Here is a 19,137-nt window from a genome sequence, read left to right as displayed (position 1 = left end):
GAGCTCGCTGGATCGAGACGGATCACCGCTCCAGTTGGCCTCGCGAATCCACGCCAGTCAAGTTCTCGTGCACGCCATATAGTACCAAAGGACAGGGCCGTCCCGGCCGGCAAAACGCCTCCCCGACAGCACGAACATCGGCTCCGAATCCTGGTGCTGAGCTTGATTTCAGGTCTCCTCCACTATCGGCAACCGAAGCGACGTGCGCATACTTAAAATCATACGCTCCAACGAATATTCGCGAATAAAAATCAATACATTTTGCGCAAAAAATACGCAAAATTTAACCACTTATATAAATCTCGCTTCATCCACAGTCGATCAATAGCTTTCAGCACGGGTTTTTTCACATCTATTTCTCTATATTGCAGTGCAACATAGATGGAAGTGATTTTTCTTGCCTTCCGTCTGGGGATGACATAGCTTCATCCTGTTTCCGGCTTCAAGGGCGTCACCGTCATTAGGGAGCGGCGACAGTCTTTCGTAGGCCAGGTGGGATGGGCAGTAACGGTGCCCTCTGCTCATTCGGCTTAGGTCGTGACACGCTGCCGGAAATACTTCCCCCACATGAATCGCTTGGGCAAGCCCTGGTGGGCTCAACGGACGATTCGTCATTGTGCACCCTGGGAGGACTTTGATGCGTGTATTAGCGAAAACTGCCTACCTACTAACGACCGCGGCGCTCATGTCGTTCGGCGCGGTCCACATGACGTCGGCCAATGAAGAGCTGATGAAAATGTCCTCTGACCCCAAGAACTGGGCGATGCCAACGGGTGACTACGCCAACACCCGTTATTCGAAACTGAACCAGATCAACAAGGACAATGTGAAGGATCTGCAGGTCAAGTGGACGATGTCCACTGGCGTGCTGCGCGGCCATGAAGGCGGCCCGCTGGTGATCGGCGACGTGATGTATATCCACACGCCGTTCCCGAATATGGTCTACGCTCTCGACCTCAATAACGAGGGCAAGATCCTCTGGAAGTACGAGCCCAAGCAGGATCCGAACGTCATTGCGATCATGTGCTGCGATACGGTCAATCGCGGCGTCGCCTATGGTGACGGCAAGATCATCCTCAACCAGGCCGACACCACTGTTGTGGCGCTCGATGCCAAGACCGGCAAGGTCGTCTGGTCGGTCAAGAACGGCGAGACCGACGGCAGCAAGGGCGAATCCGGCACAGCCGCGCCTATGGTCGTCAAGGACAAGGTCATCATCGGCGTTTCAGGCGCTGAATTCGGTGTCCGCGGCTGGACCGCGGCGTATAATCTCAAGGATGGCTCGCTTGCCTGGAAGGCTTATTCCACCGGTCCGGATGCAGAGACGCTCATCGATCCGGAAAAAACCACGCATCTCGGCAAACCCGTCGGGCCGGATTCCGGCATCAACACCTGGGAGGGCGAGCAGTGGAAAACAGGTGGCGGCACGACCTGGGGATGGTTCGCTTATGATCCCAAGCTGAACCTGGTTTACTATGGCACCGGCAATCCCTCGACCTGGAACCCGGTCCAGCGCCCGGGCGACAATCGCTGGTCGATGACGCTCATGGCGCGCGATGCCGACACAGGCGTGGCCAAATGGCTCTACCAGATGACCCCGCATGACGAGTGGGATTATGATGGCGTCAACGAGAACATTCTCGTCGACGGCATGGAGGTCAACGGCGCCAAGCATGACGTGCTGGTGCATTTCGACCGCAACGGCTTTGCCTACACCATGGATCGCGCCAGCGGCGAGCTTCTGGTCGCCAAGAAATACGATCCCACGGTGAACTGGGCGACCGAGGTCAACATGGACCCCAAGAGCGACCAGTATGGCCGCCCGCAGGTCGTGGCCAAATATTCGACCCAGCAGAACGGCGAAGACACCAACACGACGGGCATCTGCCCGGCTGCGCTTGGCACCAAGGACCAGCAGCCGGCGACCTATTCGCCGAAGACTGGCCTGTTCTACGTGCCGACAAACCATGTCTGCATGGACTATGAGCCCTACAAGGTGAGCTACACCGCCGGCCAGCCCTATGTCGGCGCCACGGTGGCGATGTACCCGACCCCCAACAGCCATGGCGGCATGGGCAACTTCATCGCCTGGGACGCTGCCAAGGGCGAGATCGTCTGGTCCAAGCCCGAGCAGTTCTCGGTCTGGTCCGGCGCGCTTGCCACCGAAGGCGACGTGGTCTTCTACGGCACGCTGGAAGGCTACATCAAGGCCGTCGATACCGAAGGCAAGGAACTCTACAAGTTCAAGACGCCGTCGGGCATCATCGGCAACGTCAACACCTTCGAACATCGCGGCAAGCAGTATGTAGCCGTCCTGTCGGGTGTCGGCGGCTGGGCTGGCATCGGCCTCGCAGGTGGCCTTTTGGGAGCCGAAGGCGCCGCGGCCTGGCAAGCGGCAGTGGCGGGTGAAAAAGCTCCGACCGAGGAAGAAAAGTCCATCTCCACGGCTGGTCTTGGTGCGGTCGGCGGCTATGCCGCTCTTGCCGACTACACGACGCTGGGCGGTCAGCTCACCGTCTTCGGCCTCCCGGATTGATCTTCCGGGACATCGCACGACCCTAGCGATGCAAGGGCCCATGGCCTGAGAAATGGCCTGAGAAACGAGAGCCCGGATCACCGGCAATGCCGCCGGGCTCTCGATTTCGCCGCGCTCCAAAACACCGATCAATGCCGCTTCACGACAGCAAGACCGTGTGCAGGCGAAATGAAGGAAAGAGTCTGAATGTCCGTTCGCATTGTAATTTCCGCTCTCGCTCTGGCTCTGCTGCCTTTGGCAAGCTTAAGCCTCGCACAAGCCCAGGACAGCGCGGAAAAAGCCAAGGCAGTGACGGAAGAAAACGGCAAGCATTTGGACGCGGACGGAAATCCGACCTACAAGATCGAAAACGGAACCGTGGATTGGTACACGTTCAGCGGTTACCGCCGCTATCATTCCGATTGCCATGTCTGCCACGGGCCCGATGGCGTCGGCTCGAGCTACGCGCCGGCCCTGGCGGAGACCATGAAGAACATGGACTATGGAACCTTCCTGTCGATCGTCGCCGAGGGGCGCAAAAATGTTGGCGGCGGCAAGGAAAACGTCATGCCGGCCTTCGGCGACAACAAGAACGTCTACTGCTACATGGATGATCTCTACGTCTATCTGCGCGCACGCGCCGTCGGCGGTGCTCCGCGTGGCCGCCCGCCCAAGAAGGCGGAGAAGCCGCAGGCAGCCAAGGACCAGGAAGCGTCCTGCATGGGAGGATGATATGAGTTGGTACCGCGATAGACTGCGCCTCTTCCTGTTCGCTGCCACGGCTGCCGCGTTCGTCCCCGCCCATGCGCTGGCGCAAGATGCGGGCCTCGGCGCCGCCGGAGAACTGGTCGACCCGCAAGTGCTGCGCGTCTGCGCCGATCCCTCGAACATGCCGTTCACCGACCAAAGTGGTGAAGGTTTTGAAAACAGGCTGGCCGAACTGGTTGCCGAAAAGACCGGCCGGAAATCGGTCGCCTATACCTGGTTTCCGATGATCACCGGTTTCGTGCGCAACACGCTGACAGCCAACCGCTGCGACGTCATCATGGGATACGCGCAGGGCGACGAACTGGTCCAGAATACCAACGCCTATTACCGGTCGGCTTATGTGCTGGTTTACAGGAAGGGCGGCGGTCTCGGCGGCGTCGAAACCATAGGGGATCCCAAGCTTGCGGGGAAGAAAATCGGGATTGTCGGCGGAACGCCGCCGGCTTCCAACCTGGCCGCGGCCAAGCTGATGCGGAGCGCCAAGACCTACCCGTTGATGGTCGACACGCGCCTCGCCCCATCGATGGCTGAAGTCATGATCAAGGATCTTTTGGCAGGCACGATCGACGCCGCGATCGTGTGGGGGCCGATGGCGGGCTACTACGCCAAGAAATCGGGCGCCGATCTCACCGTCGTTCCGCTGGTGAAGGAAAAAACCGGTGCCCGCATGTCCTACCGTATCACCATGGGCGTGCGTCCATCCGACCAGGAATGGAAGCGGACGCTCAACCGGGTGATCAGGGAAAACCAGGCGGAGATCAACAGGATCCTGCTGGACTACAACGTGCCGCTGATCGACGAACACGATAATCCGATCACGCAATGACGAGAAACGTATGAAGGGCATGAAGGGAAAGGAGACGATTTTGCTGGTCGCCGCGGGCCTTCTGGGTCTGACCGAACCGATGTGGGCTGGCGATATCGCCGAGCCCGGCGGCTACCGGATGGACGAATATCGGGCGCCGGTGCCGCAGACGCTGCAGGGCGCGAAGGTGGTGACGACGGCGGAGGCAGAGGCGCTGTGGCGGGGGAAGAAGGCGGTGTTCTTCGACGTCATGCCGAACACGCCGAAGCCGGCCAATTTGCCGGCAGGAACGATTTGGAGAGCCGCGATCAGAAAGGACATCCCCGGCAGCACCTGGCTGGCCAATGTCGGTTACGGCGCTCTCTCCGAGGAGACCGCCAACTATTTTCGCCAAGGCCTCGCGGCCGCAGCCGGTCCCGACAAGTCGCGTGCCATTCTGTTCTATTGCATGACCAATTGCTGGATGTCGTGGAATGCTGCGAAACGCGCCATCGAATGGGGCTACAGTTCAGTGATCTGGTATCCGCCCGGCGCCGATGGATGGGAACGTGCCAACCTTCCACTTGAGGAAAGGAAGCCTTATGTGATTAGCAATTGAGCATGAGCATTGTTATTTTCTTGTTTTTCGACTTTTCAGGACCTGCCGTTTCATTTGTCCATTTTGAGAGCTGATGGACGAGCCATTGCAATGGTGCCCAGCAATGGTTGACTGAGAAAGGATCGGCCCCTTCGGGCTGGTAGAAGAGGAGATATGCCATGAAGAAGAGCTGGACGAAACCGACCATGTGCCAGGTTGCTGCGGGCTTCGAGATTTCGCGGTATCTGCCTGCTGAAATTACTCCCAAGAAGTAGGCCGCAGAGGTGCGTGTCCCCGGCAACGGGGACACGCACTGCCATTTCGCGCGAGGTCCTGGTGAAAGGCTTTGACGCGTTCAATGCGGACGCGAAGCCATTCGCGGTCGAAAATTTGCTGTTGGTTGAACAGGCCGTTGTTGATTGAACAAGCCGTTGGGCGGGCATTGCAATGCGCTTGAAGATCATCGGCTCGGCGGCGGGCGGCGGCTTTCCGCAGTGGAATTGCAACTATCGCCTGAGCCGCGCGGCTCGCACCGGGATGGCTGGCGTGCATTCGCGAACCCAATCAAGCATCGCCGCGTCAGCGGATGGGGCCGGCTGGGTTCTCTTCAACTCCTCGCCCGATATCCGCCAGCAGATTGCGCAAACGCCTGAATTGCAGCCGGCGCAGGATGCGCCGTTGCGTTCGACGCCTATCCGCGCGGTGGTTCTGACCAATGCCGATGTCGATCATGTCGCCGGCCTGCTCAGCCTGCGTGAGCGGCAGCCCTTCGCCATTTACGCAACGACACAGGTGCTGGCGACGCTGGAGGCGAATTCGATCTTCAATGTCCTCGATCCGGCGCTGGTGCCGCGACGCATCTTGCCGCCGGCGGAAGAACTGGCGATCTGCGACGCAGACGGCCACGACACCGGCGTGACTGTCGAGAGTTTTCCCGTGCCCGGCAAGATAGCCCTCTATCTCGAGGAAAGAAGCCGGCCGGAAGCCAATTTCAGTTCCGACGCCGGCGACACGATCGGCGTCCGTATCACTGGTGCCGGCAGCCGCGGCTCCGTCTTCTATATCCCGGGCTGCGCGCGCATCGATGCGACGCTGCGCACGCGCCTGGCCGATGCCGCCTGTGTCCTGTTCGATGGCACGGTCTACACCGACGACGAGATGATTGCCGCCGGCGTCGGCCAAAAGACCGGGGCGCGCATGGGGCATCTGGCAATGTCGGGAGACGCCGGTTCGATCGCCGCCCTGGCCGATGTGAGGATCGGCCGCCGTGTCTTCGTCCACATCAACAACACCAACCCGGTTCTGGACGAGAATTCGGCCGAACTCGCAGCGGTCGAGGCGGCTGGCTGGGAAGTCGCCCGCGACGGCATGGAGATGGAATTTTGAGTGATTTCCACGACGCGGCCAGGAACCGCCTGTCCTCCAGCGAGCTCGAAGCCGTGCTGCGGCAGGTCGGTGCCGAGCGCTATCACAACCGCCATCCTTTCCATCACCGGATGACCAGCGGCGCGCTGTCGAGGACCGAAATGCAGGCCTGGGCGCTGAACCGCTATTGCTACCAGGCCGTCATTCCGCGCAAGGATGCCATGATCCTGGCACATGCGCAGGACCCGTCGTTTCGCGCCGCCTGGCGCAAACGCATCGAGGACCATGACGGCGAGGACGGCTGGAGCGGCGGCATCGCGCGCTGGCTGCATCTGGCGACCTCGCTCGGCCTCGATGCCGACGACGTGAAGAGCGAGAGATTGGCGCTGCCGGCGACACGTTTCGCGGTCGGCGCCTACCTCGCCTTTTGCACGAACCGGACGCTGTTCGAGGCGGTCGCCTCGTCGCTGACCGAGATGTTCTCGCCGCTGATCATCGGCGAACGGGTGCCGGCGATGCTGGCCAGATATGATTACATCACCGAGGATACGCTGGCCTATTTCAGCCGACGGCCCCAACAGGCCTCGCGCGACGCCGACTTCGCCCTCGCCTACGTGCTCAGCCATGCCGACACGGCGGAACGCCAGCAGCAGGCGATCGATGCGCTGGTGTTCAAATGCGATATCCTGTGGGCCATGCTCGACGCGCTTCAACACGCCTATGGCGAGCCCGGAAACATCCCGCCCGGCGCCTTCCGTCCGGAGCCAGCCCGATGATGGCGCTGCGCGAAAGAGCCATGGTATCGCCGCAGTCGGTGCCGTCGCTGCCGAAGCACGTGCGCATCCAGTACGACCGGGTGCGGCAGGCGTTCGCCGTGCTTTCGCCGGAAAAAGTGTTTTGGCCAAACGACATCAGCCTCGATATATTGCGCCGCTGCGATGGACGGTCCACGGTCGGCCACATCATTGCCGAGCTTGCCGCGGATTATGACGCCGAACAGGAGGCCGTGGCGGCCGACGTCGTCGCCTTCCTGCAGGAATGGTCGGACAAGCTGCTGGTAAAACTATGAGCGAGCCCCTTCTCCCTCCGATCGGCATGCTGGCGGAACTGACGCATCGCTGCCCGCTGCAATGCCCGTATTGCTCCAATCCGCTCGAATTGCTGAAGGCCAATCGCGAACTCGATACACAGACCTGGCTCGACCTGTTCTCGCAGGCCGCCGATCTCGGCGTTCTCCACGTGCATCTGTCGGGCGGTGAACCGACGCTGCGCCGCGACCTCGAGCAATTGATCGCCGGGCTTTCGGCGCGCGGCGTCTACACCAACCTGATCACCGCCGGCGTCGGCATTGCCGAAGGCCGCATCGAGGCGTTTGCCGAAGCCGGGCTCGACCATCTGCAACTGAGCTTTCAAGGCGCACGGCCGGCGACCACCGACCGCATCGGCAATCACAAGGGCGGCCACGAAAAGAAGCTGGAGACGGCGCGCCGCGCGCGCGCCGCCGGCCTGCCGCTGACCATCAACGCGCCGATCCATCGTCACAACATCGAGGAGGTGCCGGAATTCATCGACCTGGCGCTCTCGCTGGGCGCCGAGCGGCTCGAGATCGCCAACGTGCAGTATGCCGGCTGGGCGCTGACCAATCGCGATCAACTGATGCCCGAGCGTGCTGCGGTCGACCGGCAGGCGGAGATCGTCGCGGCGGCGCGCGAACGGCTCACCGGCATCATGAACATCGATTTCGTCACGCCGGATTATTTCGCCATCTATCCCAAGCCGTGCATGGGCGGCTGGGCGCGCGACGCCTTCATGGTGGCGCCGGACGGCACCGTGCTACCGTGCCATGCCGCGCAGACCATCCCGTCGCTCAGTTTCGAGCACTTTGGGGCACGCAGCCTGGCCGAGATCTGGAGAGACTCGCCGGCATTCAACGCTTTTCGCGGCACCGACTGGATGCATGAGCCTTGTCGCAGCTGCGAACGGCGTGAGATCGACTGGGGCGGCTGCCGCTGCCAGGCGATGGCGATCGCCGGCGACGCCGCCGCGACCGACCCGGCTTGCGCGAAATCGCCGATCCATGCGCGCATGGCCATGCTGATCGACGAGGCCCGGCGTGCTGCGGCAGTTCCCTCGAACGACGGACAATTCATCTACCGGCGGATCGGCGTCGTCACCGAGCCCGCCTGACGCGCCCTCTCTTCCCCGGTCTCGCGCTCGCGCACCGCGTCGGCGAAGGCCAGTGCGTCGCGATTGACCGCAACGTTGTGGACGCGAAAGATCGAAGCGCCCTTCAGCCGCAGGATGACGCTTGTTGCCGCTGTGCCGACGTCCCGCCCCTCGTCAATTTCGCCGACCAGGTGACGGGCAAGACGCTTGCGTGACGTGCCGACGAGCAATGGAAAACCGAGCCCGCGCAATTCACCGAAGCGAGCCATGAGCGCGAGGTTTTCTTCGCCGTCCTTGGCGAAGGCGAAGCCGGGGTCGAGCACGATCCGCTCGTCCGCGATGCCGGCGTCGCGCGCGATCTCCAGCGATCTGTCCAGGAACAGGAACTGGTCGGCGATCACATCCGCCAGTTTTTCGCGGCCGCGCCCGGTGTGCATGATGACGAGACCGGCCCCGGTTTCCGCCGCGACGTGGGCGATGCCGGGTTCGCGCTGCAGGCCATGCACGTCGTTGACGATATGCGCGCCCGCGGCGACCGCCAGCCGCGCCGTCTCAGCCCTGTAGGTGTCGACCGAAACCAGGCTGCCGCCTTCGGACGACAGCGCCTCGATGACCGGCAGGATGCGCAGCTGTTCCTCGCGCGCCGAAACAGCGCCGGCGCCGGGCCGGGTGGATTCGCCGCCGACATCGATGATCGCCGCGCCCTCGCCGATCATGCGCCGCGCCTGCTGCAGCGCCCGCTCCGGCCGGTCGAATTCTCCGCCGTCGGAAAAACTATCCGGCGTGACGTTCAAAATCCCCATCAGCAACGATTTCGCGCCAAGATCGAGATGCCGTCCATGAGCAAGCTGCCAGCGCGTCATGCGTCAACCCTTTCATATCAGATGCAATTCGCGACAAGATTGTCACTCACACGAACCCGGTTTCCCCATCTACCTATGCTCGCGAAACAAAAGGAGCGTAGCAATGACCAAGGAAAGCTTTATCTACACGACCTACATTGTCTCGACACCGGCAAAGGTGTTCGAGGCCATAACCAAACCGGACCTCGCACGGCGCTACTGGGGCCACGAGAACGTCTCCGACTGGAAGCCCGGCTCGAGCTGGCAGCATATCCGCGCCAATGACGAACGCACCGTCGAGCTCGTCGGCAAGGTCATCGAGGTGTCGCCGCCGACCCGTCTCGTCATCACCTGGGCAAACGCTTCGCAGGCGTCCGATCCGGCGAGTTATAGCCGGGTGACCTTGGAGCTCGAGGAATACGAGGCCATGGTCCGTCTGACAGTCAGCCATGACGAACTCGAAGCCGGCAGCGGCATGGCGAACGGCATCAGACGCGGTTGGCCGATCGTCCTCTCCAGCCTGAAATCCTTCCTCGAAACCGGCCAGGCGATCGATGTCTTCGCCAAGCCGCGCGAGTCCGAACTGGCGGCCTGACCCAGCACAAGGGACCGAGCAGATGAGCACTCTCTACTCCGGCGGATGCGCGTGCGGCGCGCTCCGCTACGAGGCCAAGGCCGCCCCGATCTTCGAAAACCACTGCCAATGCCGCGACTGCCAGAAAAGAAGCGGCACCGGCCACGGATCTTACCTGACGTTTCCGTCGCGGGCGGACGTGACGATCACCGGCGTGACCGCGGACTGGCGTGTTGCGGCCGACAACGGGAATGTCAAAATCCATTCCTTCTGCCCGGTCTGCGGAACGCCGACACACTTGACATACGACGCCATGCCGGACGTGATCACGGTCCACGCCGCAAGTCTCGATGATCCGGGCCGGTTCAATCCGACCGTGGTGACCTACGGCAGCCGGGCTCTCCCCTGGGACAAGATGGATACCGGGCTGACGACGTTCGAGAAGATGCCGCCAGGCTGACCGGCCCGGCGGCAGGGCGGACGCGCACTATCTTCAGGAGGCGGATCTGCGCCCACCGCGGGCGCGGGTCGAGGGGCACGGCAGGCAGAAAGGAAAATCGCGCCCCTGTCCCCGTAATTCGCGGTCGTGCCCATGACACTCAGCCATTGCCGTACTCGTCATGGCGGCGCCACCACGCCTGGGGGAACTCGAGCCCGTTCTCGTTCCTTCCCCACGGAGCCAGGTCGAGGAAACGGTAGACCCCCATAAACACCTCGGTGCCACGGGCGTAGGTCGAGTAGGTATGGTAGACGGCACCGCCCTGGAGCGCGAAGACGCTCATTCCCTCCTTCTGCGGCTCGGCCCTGTCGACATGCTGATAGTTGTAGTCAGCGCCGTCCCTCTGCTGCTCTTCGGTAAAGGCGGCGCCGAAGTCGTATTTGAAATCGTTGCCGAGCGAGGAAACCCACGGGAAGCGCCAGCCCATTTGCTGCTTGTAATCCTGGATCTCCTGCAACGGGGCGATCGATTCGCAGACGAGGGTAACGTCGCGGCCGTTCAAGTGGGGGATGACGCAGTCGAAGTGATCGGCGATCAAGGAGCATCCGGTGCATCCTTGGCGCTCATCGGTGAGCCGGTATCCGTAGCCGAACATGAAATGATAGACGAAGAGTTGCGAGCGCCCCTGGAAAAGGTCGGCGAGCGAGGCGCTGCCCTCCCCGGTTTCGAATAGATACTCCTTATCGATCCGAACCCACGGCAGTTCCTGTCGCTGTCGCGCCAGTTCGTCGCTCTGCCGCATGAGCCGTTTCTCCGCCTCGATCAGTGCGAGCCGCGCTCCGAGCCATTCCTCGCGTGTTCCGGTCTTGTGTTTCGTCATCGCTCCTATCTCCTTCCTCGTTTCCTTTCCGTTTCTCGAAACAACTTGTTGCGGTCAGGAGATAAACTTAACGCCGGAGGCGAAACATGCTAGCCAGATGTGAGGCGGGTTTCCGATGGACTGCCTGGTCACGGACTGCCTGATCACGGACTCCAGCCCGCTTGTTGCGCCGCCCGCTTGAGGGCGCGGGCGCCTCGTCGAACCACCTGTGTCATGGAGGGCAGCATGAAATCGTCGACAGTGAGAGTTATGGCCGCGGCCGATGAAGATCCGGCGATCGGAACAATCTTGCTGGCGTTGCGACGGATCCCATGGCGCGATGGACCTGGCCGCATGCACACCAGTACCTTGCGGCCATGCCGCGACTGGTCCGCGCCTTCGGAGCCAAGGCATTCTCGAACGGAAGCGGCTTTTGTACCGATGGCTATATCGGGACGGCGCTGTGGCTGTCGCCCGGTGTGCATCCCGACGAGGAAGCGCTTGGTGCGCTTGTCGAGGGCACGGTTGCGCCCTCTCTTGCACCTGAAGTCGCCGCTATATTCGAGCAGATGGCCAAGTACCACCCGACCGAACCGCATTGGTACTTGCCCGTGATCGGCGTCGACCCGGCGCATCAGGGCGAAGGTCTCGGCGACGCCTTGATGGCATACGCGCTCGCGCAGTGCGATCGCGATCACGCGCCCGCCTATCTGGAATCCTCGAACCCGCGCAACATTCCGTTCTACCGGCGCCACGGCTTCGAACCGCTCGGCGCGATCCAGGTCGGTTCATCGCCGACGCAAGTCCCGATGCTGCGACGACCGCGCTGAGCCAGGCAGGGCAGACGAGCGAAGCCTCAGCCGCCGTCCCATGGAATCGGCGCAAGGGCATTTCAGTGAAGGGCATTTCGGTGACAGTTTTTGCCGTGCTCGGCTGTCGCTGTGTAGATTGAAGACATCGCTCGACTTGCATTGCCGCACCGCCGATGTCGGCGGCAGGAAGTCGCGTGCCGTCTGCGGCTGAAATCGAGCGTCCGCCATCGGCTCCTCCCAATGCGCATGGCTGGGCGAATGGCCGGTGCTAAATGTTCGAACGGCGGATCGCCTCGCAGACGGCGTCGGTCACCTCTTTCGTCGTCGCCTTTCCGCCCACGTCAGGCGTCAGGATCCCGTCACCGGTAACCTTCTCAACCGCATCCATCAGCCGCGCAGCGGCGGCCGGCTGGCCCAGATGTTCGAGCATCTGGGCAGCGGTCCAGAACGTGGCAACCGGGTTGGCAATGCCTTTCCCGGTGATGTCGAATGCCGAACCGTGGATTGGCTCGAACATCGAGGGGTATCGACGCTCCGGATCGATGTTGGCCGTAGGAGCCACGCCAAGGCTGCCCGCAAGAGCGCCCGCCAAGTCCGAAAGGATGTCGGCGTGCAGGTTGGTGGCGACGATTGTATCAAGGCTGCGCGGCTTCAGCGTCATACGCGCGGTCATCGCGTCGACCAGCATCTTGTCCCAGGTCACGTCCGGGAACTCGCTTGCCACCTCGGCCGCGATCTCATCCCACATCACCATGCCGTGACGTTGGGCATTCGATTTCGTGACGACGGTCAGCAATTTGCGCGGCCGAGACTGAGCCAGCGTGAAGGCGTAGCGCATGATGCGTGTCACCCCGGTGCGCGTGAAGATCGACACCTCGGTGCCGACTTCCTCCGGGTGTCCACGATGCGCCCGCCCGCCAATGCCCGAGTATTCGCCTTCGGAATTTTCCCGCACGATCACCCAATCCAGGTCGCCCGGGCCAACGCCGGCGAGAGGCGAAGCTATGCCCGGCAGAACCTTCGTGGGACGCACGTTCGCATACTGATCGAAGCCTTGGCAGATCGGCAGGCGTAGACCCCAGAGTGTTATGTGATCGGGAACGTCGGGCGCCCCGACGGCGCCGAAGAAGATTGCATCAAATGCCTTGAGCTGCTCGGTGCCATCAGCAGGCATCATGGCGCCGTGTTTCTTGTAATAATCCGACCCCCAGTCGAACGTCGTCACCTCCAGCGTGAAAGTTCCCTCGCGCTTTTCCAGGGCTTCGAGCGCCTGGAGGCCTGCGGCGATGACTTCAGGACCGATACCGTCGGCGGGAATTGCCGCAATCTTGTAGCTCTGCATGGAGACCTCCGAAGGCTGCTGACGCCGGACAAGGCGACGCCAGTCACGAATTAAGCTGTTGTCGCAATCATTTCGCCGAAAGAAGCTTGCCCCAGCGCTCGACCTCGGAATGGAAGCGTTCATCGAGTGCCGCTGGCGTGGCCAGTTCCGGTGCCACAGGCACAGTTCCGAGGGCGGCGAAGCGCTCGATCAACTTCGGCGTGGCGAGTGACTTCTGAAGCGAGGCCGAGAGCTTGCTCCTGATTGCCTCCGGCGTGCCTTTCGGCGTCCATATTGCGTGCCAGGCGGTGACCTCGAAGTTTTTCACCCCGCTTTCATTCAAGGTGGGCAGGTCGGGCAGAGCGTCGATGCGCGCCTTGGTGGTTAAGGCGTAGGGCTTGATCTCGCCGGCCTTGATCTGATTGATGGTATTGGTGGTTTGATCGCACATGAGATCGATCTGGCCGCCAACGAGGTCGGTCATCGCCGGGCCGGTGCCCTTGTAAGGCACGACAGTCAGATTGATCCCCGTCGCTTCGGTCAGGAGCTTGCCACACAGGTCCGATGCCGCACCGACGCCGGCGGTGCCGAACGTCGCGCCCGCACCTTCGCCCTTGAGATAAGTCAGAAGTGATCCGACGTCCTGCGGCGGCAGATCCTTCTTGCCGACCAGCGTCATCGGAACCTCGGTCACCAACCCCACAGAATCGAAAGCCTCTATGGGCTTGTAGGCGAGGTCCGGGTAAAGTGCGGCGAAGGTGGAGACACCGTGGTAGAGCAGAAGCGTGTAGCCGTCCGGTTCAGCGCTCGCGACACGGCCAGCGCCCAGCGAACCGCCAGCACCGCCGACATTCTCGACCAGCACCTGTTGACCCAGATCGACGCGCATCGCTTCAGCGACGAGGCGTGCAACCGTGTCGCTTGGCCCGCCGGCAGCGGCGGGAACGAGGATGGTTATCGGCCGGTTCGGATACTCTTCCTGTGCTGAAGCCGAACCCGTGAAAATGACGAATGCGGACGCGAGCGCGGCCGCCAGCAATCTTCTCATATCAAACCTCCCTTGAGAGATGGCCGCAACGTGCGGTGCATCTCGCATTGATGCATACCAGCTTGTATGCATGCTGATATGCATCTAGACAAAGACTTGCAGTGTGTCAATCTTGTCGGGACAAAAAGAATCAGGACGGGTGCGATGCCGCTTAAGCGTTCAGGACCGGCGCGAGATATGGAAGCTGCTGAGGAGGCGCGCGGCGATGCCGCCTACCGGTTCCTCCGCCAGGCGATCCTGGCCAATGAGTTACCGGCAGGCTTTCAGGCAACCGAGGTCGATATTGCGGCCCGGCTGGGCATGAGCAGGACGCCGGTGCACGAGGCGATGGCTCGCCTTCAGGAGGAAGGCTTCGTCCAGATTCTTCCGCGGCGAGGCATACTCGTCAAAGCGCTGACGCCATCCGACCTTCTGGAAATTTACGACATTCTCATTGGGCTTGAAGGCGCCGCAGCCGAGCGCCTGGCATCTCTAAACCAAAACGAAGAAACTTCCCGCGTGTTGGACGAGCTTGGTTCCTTCACCGACAGGATGGAGATCGCTCTTAGCAGGGGAGATCTGGATGCCTGGGCCGATGCAGACGAACGTTTCCACGATACCCTTGTCTCGCGTTGCGGAAACGGGCGCATCCGCCGCATGATCGAAACTGTGGCTGGTCAATCTCAGCGGGCTCGGCGGCTGACGTTGCATCTTCGACCAACCCCGACACAGTCGGTTGTGGAGCACCGAAAGATCATTGAAGCAATCCGGGACGCTGATCCGGCGGAGGCCGGCCGGGCTGCAAGGGGCCATCGCCGAGGCGCGAGAGATCAGCTGGTTCCGATCCTCAGGCGGCTCAATCTGACGACGTTATGAGGCAGCTTCGGCCTTCGCGGCGCGAAGTTGCAGCCAGGAATTACGGTCCTGACGCCAGACCAAGCGTTTGGCGCGCCTCGCTGACGGTGGCCACGCGCCGGCCAAGCTTCTCGACCGACGCCGCCGCGAGTTCGACGAGCTCGGCGTTGCTGCGCGCCAGGCGTTCCCTGGTGATCCTGATATTGTCCTCAAGTCCGGTCCGCACTGCGTCTGCTCCGCGTGCCAACGCCCATTCCATGACGATCGTTTGGTTGCGGCCTATTCCGGCCGCTGTCCAGGTGGATTGTGGAAACAGGAATTTCGCTTCCCCGAGGAGCGCGTCGAGCAATCTCTCCTCCGCAGGCAGTGCGTTTTGCACGCCCATGACAAACTGGATGTGCGGGCGCTCACCTATAAGTCCCGCGTCGGCCAGCCGCCTGGCTGTGTGAAGGTGCGAAAGATCGAAGATCTCGATCTCCGGCAGCACGCCATTTGCCTTCATCGCGGTTGCGAGATCAGCGATCAGGGCGGGATGGTTCTCATAGACGATGGATGGAAAGTTGACCGAACCGGTCGAGAGCGAGGCCATGTCCGGCTTCAGATAAAGTGCCGAGCCACGCGCGGCAGGATCACGACCGCGCCCGCCGGTCGAGAACTGGACGATCATGCCGGGGCAGTGCCTGCGCACCCCCGCCTGGACGGCAGCGAAGCGCGTTGGTTCTGACGATGAACTCTGATCGTCATTGCGCACGTGGATGTGCACCAGCGACGCACCCGCTTCAAAGGCTTCCTGGGTCGACTCGATCTGTTCGGCCACGCTGATTGGCACCGCAGGATTGTCTTCCTTGCGCGGCAGCGAGCCGGTGATCGCAACAGCGATGATACAGGGTTCAGTCATGGCGACGGTCGACCTGGTCGATGAGCCAGCGGATTGCGAGCGGATACCCCTCGGCGCCCAGCCCCGCGATCACGCCGCTGGCGACCTTCGATACCAGCGACCGATGATAGATCTCCTCGCGGCGATGGATGTTCGAGATATGCAGTTCGACGATCGGGCCCGCAAACATTTTGAGCGCATCGAGCACCGGGATCGAAATAAAACTCAAACCCGCGGGATTGATCAGAATGCCCGCGCCGTCGTCGATCGCCTCATGCACCCAGTTGACGATTTCGCCTTCGATGTTCGACTGGTGAAAACGGATCGGATGATCGCCGGCGGCGTCACGGCACATCACCTCGATTTCTGCGAGTGTCGTCCGCCCATAGATCTCCGGCTCGCGCATGCCGAGCCGGTTGAGATTTGGCCCGTTGAGAACGAAGATTGGCTTGGTCATGGTCCTATCCTTGATAGCCCAGCAGGCGCGGCAGCCACAGCACCAGCGATGGGAAGAAGGTGATCAGCATCAGGGCGGCAATCATGGCGTAGAGAAACGGCATCACGTCGTGCACCAGGTCGCGCAACGGCACCTCCGCGATGCGGGTCATGATGAACAGCAGCAACCCGTAGGGCGGGGTGACGAGCCCGAGCATGATGTTGACGACGACCATAACGCCGAAATGCACCATGTCGACACCGAGCGCCTGCGCCGTCGGAATCAGCACCGGCACGATGACCAGCAGGATAGTCGTGCCCTCCAGGACGCAGCCCAGGATCAGCAGCAGGATGTTGACCAGGATCAGGAACCCCATCGGCGAAAGGTCCCAGGACTTCAGGATCACCGACAGGGATTGCGGAATGTTCTCAACCGTAACGACGTAGTTGAACACCAGGGCGCCGGCGATGAGCATGCCGATCGAGGCGGTGGTGCGGGCGCTGTTGAGAAGCGCATGGTAGAGCTGGCCCGGCGTCACGCTGCGATAGATCGCGACCGAGATGAGCAGCGCGTAGCCGGCGGCGACCGCCGCGGCCTCGGTGGGGGTCATCACGCCGCCCCTTATGCCGACCAGCAGAACGACCGGCAGCATCAGCGCCGGAAATGCGCGCAAGGTGATCCCCGGCAACTCCCTGAGCGGCACCGGCTTCTCGACCGGAAAGTTCTTCCGGCGCGCGTCGATGGCGACGATGATCATCTGCGCCAGGGCGAGAAGAAGGCCCGGCACGATACCGGCAATGAAGAGGTAGCCGATGGATGCATCCGAGATCAGTGCGTAGATGACCAGCGGAATCGATGGAGGAATGATCGGGCCGATGACGGAGGTGACGGCTGTCAGCGCAGCGGCATAGCTCGCCGGATACTTGCCATCCCTGGTCATGAGTTGCTGCATCATCTTGCCGGTGCCTGCAGCGTCGGCGATGGCCGAGCCGGACATGCCGGCGAAAATGATCGACTGCAGCACGTTGACTTGCGCCAGGCCGCCGCGGAAACGGCCGACGACGGCATTGCAGAATTGCAGCAGCCGGTCGGTCATCGTCCCGGCGTTCATCAACTCCGCGGCGAGAATGAACATCGGTACGGCAAGCAGAATGTAGCTTGTGTAGAGCCCGTTGAGGAGCTGCTCGGCCGAGGTGCCCATGTCCAGCCCTGCAAGCCAGAGATAGAGGATCGACCCGGCGATCATCGAGTGACCGATCGGCAGGCCAAGCAGGGCCAGCGCTGTGATCGCGACGACTGACAGCGAAAACGGACTCGCGAGATTCATACGCCGGAGCTCGCTTTGGTGGGGTCGAATTCCGCCGGTGCTTCGCCGCGCAGAGCACGCCACGCCAGCCACAGGTAGCGGGCGATCACGGCGACCACGAAGACCAGATAGATCGAGAACAGCCAGTCGAAGCGTATCTTGAGGTAGGCGGTGCTCTCGACCTTCATGAAGGTCACGTAGCTGAAGACGGCCGGAAAGGACCAGCCATAGAGCGCGACGAGAGCGATTGCGAAGGCAAGCGTCATGACCCGCCTGATGTCCGGACCGACTGTGGCATAGAGGAGATCAAAACGGATTTCCTCCTCTTCGCGAACGACGAACGCTGCGCCGAACAGCACAACCCAGATCCAGAGTACGACGGTGAGCTCGTTGCTCCAGCCGGTCGGCCAGTTGAGAAGGTAGCGAAAAACAACCTGCAGCAGAAACGCGGCGAACATGGCGCCGATTGCGATGGCGATTGCGTTCTCGGCGCGCCGGTAGAGCCAGCCGCCGACCTTTCTCAATCCCGGGTTCATGATGCCTCCCTGCCTGGTCAAACCGGCCAGCCGGTCGCAAGCGGACCGGCCGGCGAGTTCGTCGCGTCAAAGCGCGTTGATCTTGTCGACCATCCCGGCAGGCCATTCCTTGGCCAGGTCGGAGGCAAGATATTGCTCCTGCACATGCTTGCGGAATGCTGCGACATCGGGCTCGTAGATCTTCAGGCCCTTGCCCTTGAACGTTTCAACGAGTTCCTTCTCGCGCGTCAGGTGTTTCTCTGTCGAGAAGTCGATCGCCTTGTCCGCCGCGGCCTGGACCTTTGCCTGCTTCTCGGCCCCCATCTCGTCCCACACCTTTTTCGAGATGCTGAGAAGGTCGAAACCGACAAGGTGCGAGGTAAGCACGATCTGCGACATGACCTCGTAGAACTTCATGTTCTCGACGTTGGGCAACGGGTTGTCCTGCCCGTCGATTGCGCCTGTCTGCAGGCCGGTATAGACCTCGGCGTAGGCCATTGGCGTAGGGTTCGCACCGAGCGCCTGGCCGAGGAATTGCCACGCGTCGCCACCCGGCATACGCAGCTTGATGCCTGCCATGTCGGCGGGAGTCTTGATTTCCTTGTCCGGCTTCAGACCGACCTGGCGCAGGCCGAAATAGGTAGGGCCGAGCACCTTCACGCCGAGCTGGTCCTCGGCCATCCGCTTCAGCTCCGCACCGGCATCGCTGGCAAAGAACGCCTTCACGTGCGCGGCGTCACGGAACAGGTAGCCGGCGGTGACGATAGACCACGCCGGAATCTGCTTGGAGATGTCCTGCGGGGCCACATTGCCCATCTCGAGGTTGCCGCGCTGGATGGCGACAAGTTCGGTGCCCTGCTTGAACAGGTTGCCGCCGTAATAGCCCTCGAAGGCAAAGTCGTCCTTGATGGCTTCGGCGAACATTTTCATCATCTCGGCCCGGATGTCCTGCTCCGAGAACACGGCCGAGAAACGCAGCTTCGGCTTATCCTGCGCCAGGGCGGGAATGGCGGTCGCGGCGGCGAGTGCGCCGGCGGCGACCATAAACAGGCGTCGGTTCATTTCAGTTTTCATGTCG

The 19,137-nt window shown here is 61.9% G+C and carries 21 protein-coding genes and 1 pseudogene; 13 read left to right on the top strand and 9 right to left on the bottom strand.

Annotated elements, in window-relative coordinates:
- The first annotated feature begins 637 nt into the window (after window positions 1–637).
- The 9 genes from JG739_RS11515 (at window position 638) to pqqE (ending at window position 8,217) form a co-directional block, all read left to right on the top strand.
- Window positions 638–2,536 carry a methanol/ethanol family PQQ-dependent dehydrogenase gene (locus JG739_RS11515; RefSeq protein WP_342216450.1) on the top strand — a complete coding sequence of 633 codons (1,899 nt, stop codon included), beginning with the start codon at window positions 638–640 and terminating at the stop codon, window positions 2,534–2,536.
- A gap of 186 nt (window positions 2,537–2,722) precedes the next feature.
- Window positions 2,723–3,247, top strand: coding sequence for a c-type cytochrome, methanol metabolism-related (locus JG739_RS11510; protein ID WP_202366565.1), 525 nt, complete (start codon window positions 2,723–2,725; stop codon window positions 3,245–3,247).
- A gap of 1 nt (window position 3,248) precedes the next feature.
- The gene (locus JG739_RS11505; RefSeq protein WP_202366564.1) at window positions 3,249–4,109 is read left to right on the top strand and encodes a substrate-binding domain-containing protein; all 861 of its coding nucleotides are present in this window, start codon (window positions 3,249–3,251) and stop codon (window positions 4,107–4,109) included.
- A 19-nt stretch (window positions 4,110–4,128) separates the two neighbouring features.
- Entirely contained in the window at window positions 4,129–4,686 is a 558-nt protein-coding gene (locus JG739_RS11500; RefSeq protein ID WP_202367422.1) for a PQQ-dependent catabolism-associated CXXCW motif protein, read from the top strand.
- A gap of 158 nt (window positions 4,687–4,844) precedes the next feature.
- The gene (locus JG739_RS11495) at window positions 4,845–4,940 is read left to right on the top strand and encodes a pyrroloquinoline quinone precursor peptide PqqA (protein ID WP_101918690.1); all 96 of its coding nucleotides are present in this window, start codon (window positions 4,845–4,847) and stop codon (window positions 4,938–4,940) included.
- A 172-nt stretch (window positions 4,941–5,112) separates the two neighbouring features.
- The gene (gene pqqB, locus JG739_RS11490) at window positions 5,113–6,051 is read left to right on the top strand and encodes a pyrroloquinoline quinone biosynthesis protein PqqB (protein ID WP_202366563.1); all 939 of its coding nucleotides are present in this window, start codon (window positions 5,113–5,115) and stop codon (window positions 6,049–6,051) included.
- Window positions 6,048–6,806 carry a pyrroloquinoline-quinone synthase PqqC gene (gene pqqC, locus JG739_RS11485; RefSeq protein ID WP_202366562.1) on the top strand — a complete coding sequence of 253 codons (759 nt, stop codon included), beginning with the start codon at window positions 6,048–6,050 and terminating at the stop codon, window positions 6,804–6,806. Before pqqB ends, pqqC begins: the two co-directional genes overlap by 4 nt.
- Window positions 6,803–7,099: a pyrroloquinoline quinone biosynthesis peptide chaperone PqqD gene (gene pqqD, locus JG739_RS11480; protein WP_202366561.1), complete on the top strand. Its 297-nt coding sequence runs from the start codon at window positions 6,803–6,805 to the stop codon at window positions 7,097–7,099. The genes pqqC and pqqD overlap by 4 nt, the downstream gene beginning before the upstream one ends.
- The gene (gene pqqE, locus JG739_RS11475) at window positions 7,096–8,217 is read left to right on the top strand and encodes a pyrroloquinoline quinone biosynthesis protein PqqE (protein ID WP_202366560.1); all 1,122 of its coding nucleotides are present in this window, start codon (window positions 7,096–7,098) and stop codon (window positions 8,215–8,217) included. Before pqqD ends, pqqE begins: the two co-directional genes overlap by 4 nt.
- Here pqqE and folP read toward each other — a convergent pair.
- A complete protein-coding gene (gene folP, locus JG739_RS11470; protein ID WP_202366559.1) occupies window positions 8,181–9,059 on the bottom strand; it encodes a dihydropteroate synthase in 879 nt (292 codons plus the stop codon). The two genes, pqqE and folP, sit on opposite strands and share 37 nt — an antisense overlap.
- 103 nt (window positions 9,060–9,162) lie before the next feature.
- Between folP and JG739_RS11465 the strand changes: the two genes are divergently transcribed.
- A complete protein-coding gene (locus JG739_RS11465; RefSeq protein WP_202366558.1) occupies window positions 9,163–9,633 on the top strand; it encodes an SRPBCC family protein in 471 nt (156 codons plus the stop codon).
- Window positions 9,634–9,655: 22 nt separating this feature from the next.
- Window positions 9,656–10,072, top strand: coding sequence for a GFA family protein (locus tag JG739_RS11460; RefSeq protein WP_202366557.1), 417 nt, complete (start codon window positions 9,656–9,658; stop codon window positions 10,070–10,072).
- Window positions 10,073–10,211: 139 nt separating this feature from the next.
- Here the strand turns inward: JG739_RS11460 and JG739_RS11455 are convergent, their stop codons facing one another.
- A complete protein-coding gene (locus tag JG739_RS11455; protein ID WP_202366556.1) occupies window positions 10,212–10,931 on the bottom strand; it encodes a DUF899 domain-containing protein in 720 nt (239 codons plus the stop codon).
- 225 nt (window positions 10,932–11,156) lie between these two features.
- Here JG739_RS11455 and JG739_RS11450 point away from each other — a divergent pair.
- Window positions 11,157–11,740: pseudogene (locus tag JG739_RS11450) on the top strand (GNAT family N-acetyltransferase).
- Window positions 11,741–11,990: 250 nt separating this feature from the next.
- On the opposite strand, the gene JG739_RS11445 reads toward JG739_RS11450, so the two are convergent.
- Together JG739_RS11445 and JG739_RS11440 are read right to left on the bottom strand one after the other, a co-directional pair.
- The gene (locus JG739_RS11445) at window positions 11,991–13,064 is read right to left on the bottom strand and encodes a tartrate dehydrogenase (RefSeq protein WP_202366555.1); all 1,074 of its coding nucleotides are present in this window, start codon (window positions 13,062–13,064) and stop codon (window positions 11,991–11,993) included.
- A gap of 67 nt (window positions 13,065–13,131) precedes the next feature.
- On the bottom strand, window positions 13,132–14,091 hold the full coding sequence (locus tag JG739_RS11440; RefSeq protein ID WP_202366554.1) for a tripartite tricarboxylate transporter substrate-binding protein: 960 nt from the start codon (window positions 14,089–14,091) through the stop codon (window positions 13,132–13,134).
- Between the two features lie 177 nt (window positions 14,092–14,268).
- Between JG739_RS11440 and JG739_RS11435 the strand changes: the two genes are divergently transcribed.
- Window positions 14,269–14,946 (top strand): GntR family transcriptional regulator, encoded by a 678-nt coding sequence (locus tag JG739_RS11435; protein ID WP_202366553.1) that lies wholly within the window; start codon window positions 14,269–14,271, stop codon window positions 14,944–14,946.
- A gap of 40 nt (window positions 14,947–14,986) precedes the next feature.
- Here the strand turns inward: JG739_RS11435 and JG739_RS11430 are convergent, their stop codons facing one another.
- The 5 genes from JG739_RS11430 to dctP all read right to left on the bottom strand — a co-directional run bounded on the left by JG739_RS11430 (window position 14,987) and on the right by dctP (window position 19,133).
- Window positions 14,987–15,823 (bottom strand): 3-keto-5-aminohexanoate cleavage protein, encoded by an 837-nt coding sequence (locus tag JG739_RS11430; RefSeq protein WP_202366552.1) that lies wholly within the window; start codon window positions 15,821–15,823, stop codon window positions 14,987–14,989.
- A complete protein-coding gene (locus tag JG739_RS11425; protein WP_202366551.1) occupies window positions 15,816–16,259 on the bottom strand; it encodes a type II 3-dehydroquinate dehydratase in 444 nt (147 codons plus the stop codon). The genes JG739_RS11430 and JG739_RS11425 overlap by 8 nt, the downstream gene beginning before the upstream one ends.
- Window positions 16,260–16,263: 4 nt before the next feature.
- Window positions 16,264–17,565: a TRAP transporter large permease gene (locus JG739_RS11420; protein ID WP_202366550.1), complete on the bottom strand. Its 1,302-nt coding sequence runs from the start codon at window positions 17,563–17,565 to the stop codon at window positions 16,264–16,266.
- Window positions 17,562–18,080 (bottom strand): TRAP transporter small permease, encoded by a 519-nt coding sequence (locus JG739_RS11415; protein WP_202366549.1) that lies wholly within the window; start codon window positions 18,078–18,080, stop codon window positions 17,562–17,564. The genes JG739_RS11420 and JG739_RS11415 overlap by 4 nt, the downstream gene beginning before the upstream one ends.
- A 66-nt stretch (window positions 18,081–18,146) precedes the next feature.
- The gene (gene dctP, locus JG739_RS11410; RefSeq protein WP_202366548.1) at window positions 18,147–19,133 is read right to left on the bottom strand and encodes a TRAP transporter substrate-binding protein DctP; all 987 of its coding nucleotides are present in this window, start codon (window positions 19,131–19,133) and stop codon (window positions 18,147–18,149) included.
- Window positions 19,134–19,137: the final 4 nt, after the last annotated feature.

This window comes from Mesorhizobium sp. L-2-11, assembly GCF_016756595.1.
Lineage (GTDB): Bacteria > Pseudomonadota > Alphaproteobacteria > Rhizobiales > Rhizobiaceae > Mesorhizobium.
The sequence above is the reverse complement of the archived record's forward strand: the minus strand, read 5'-3'. Positions and strand labels throughout refer to the sequence as shown.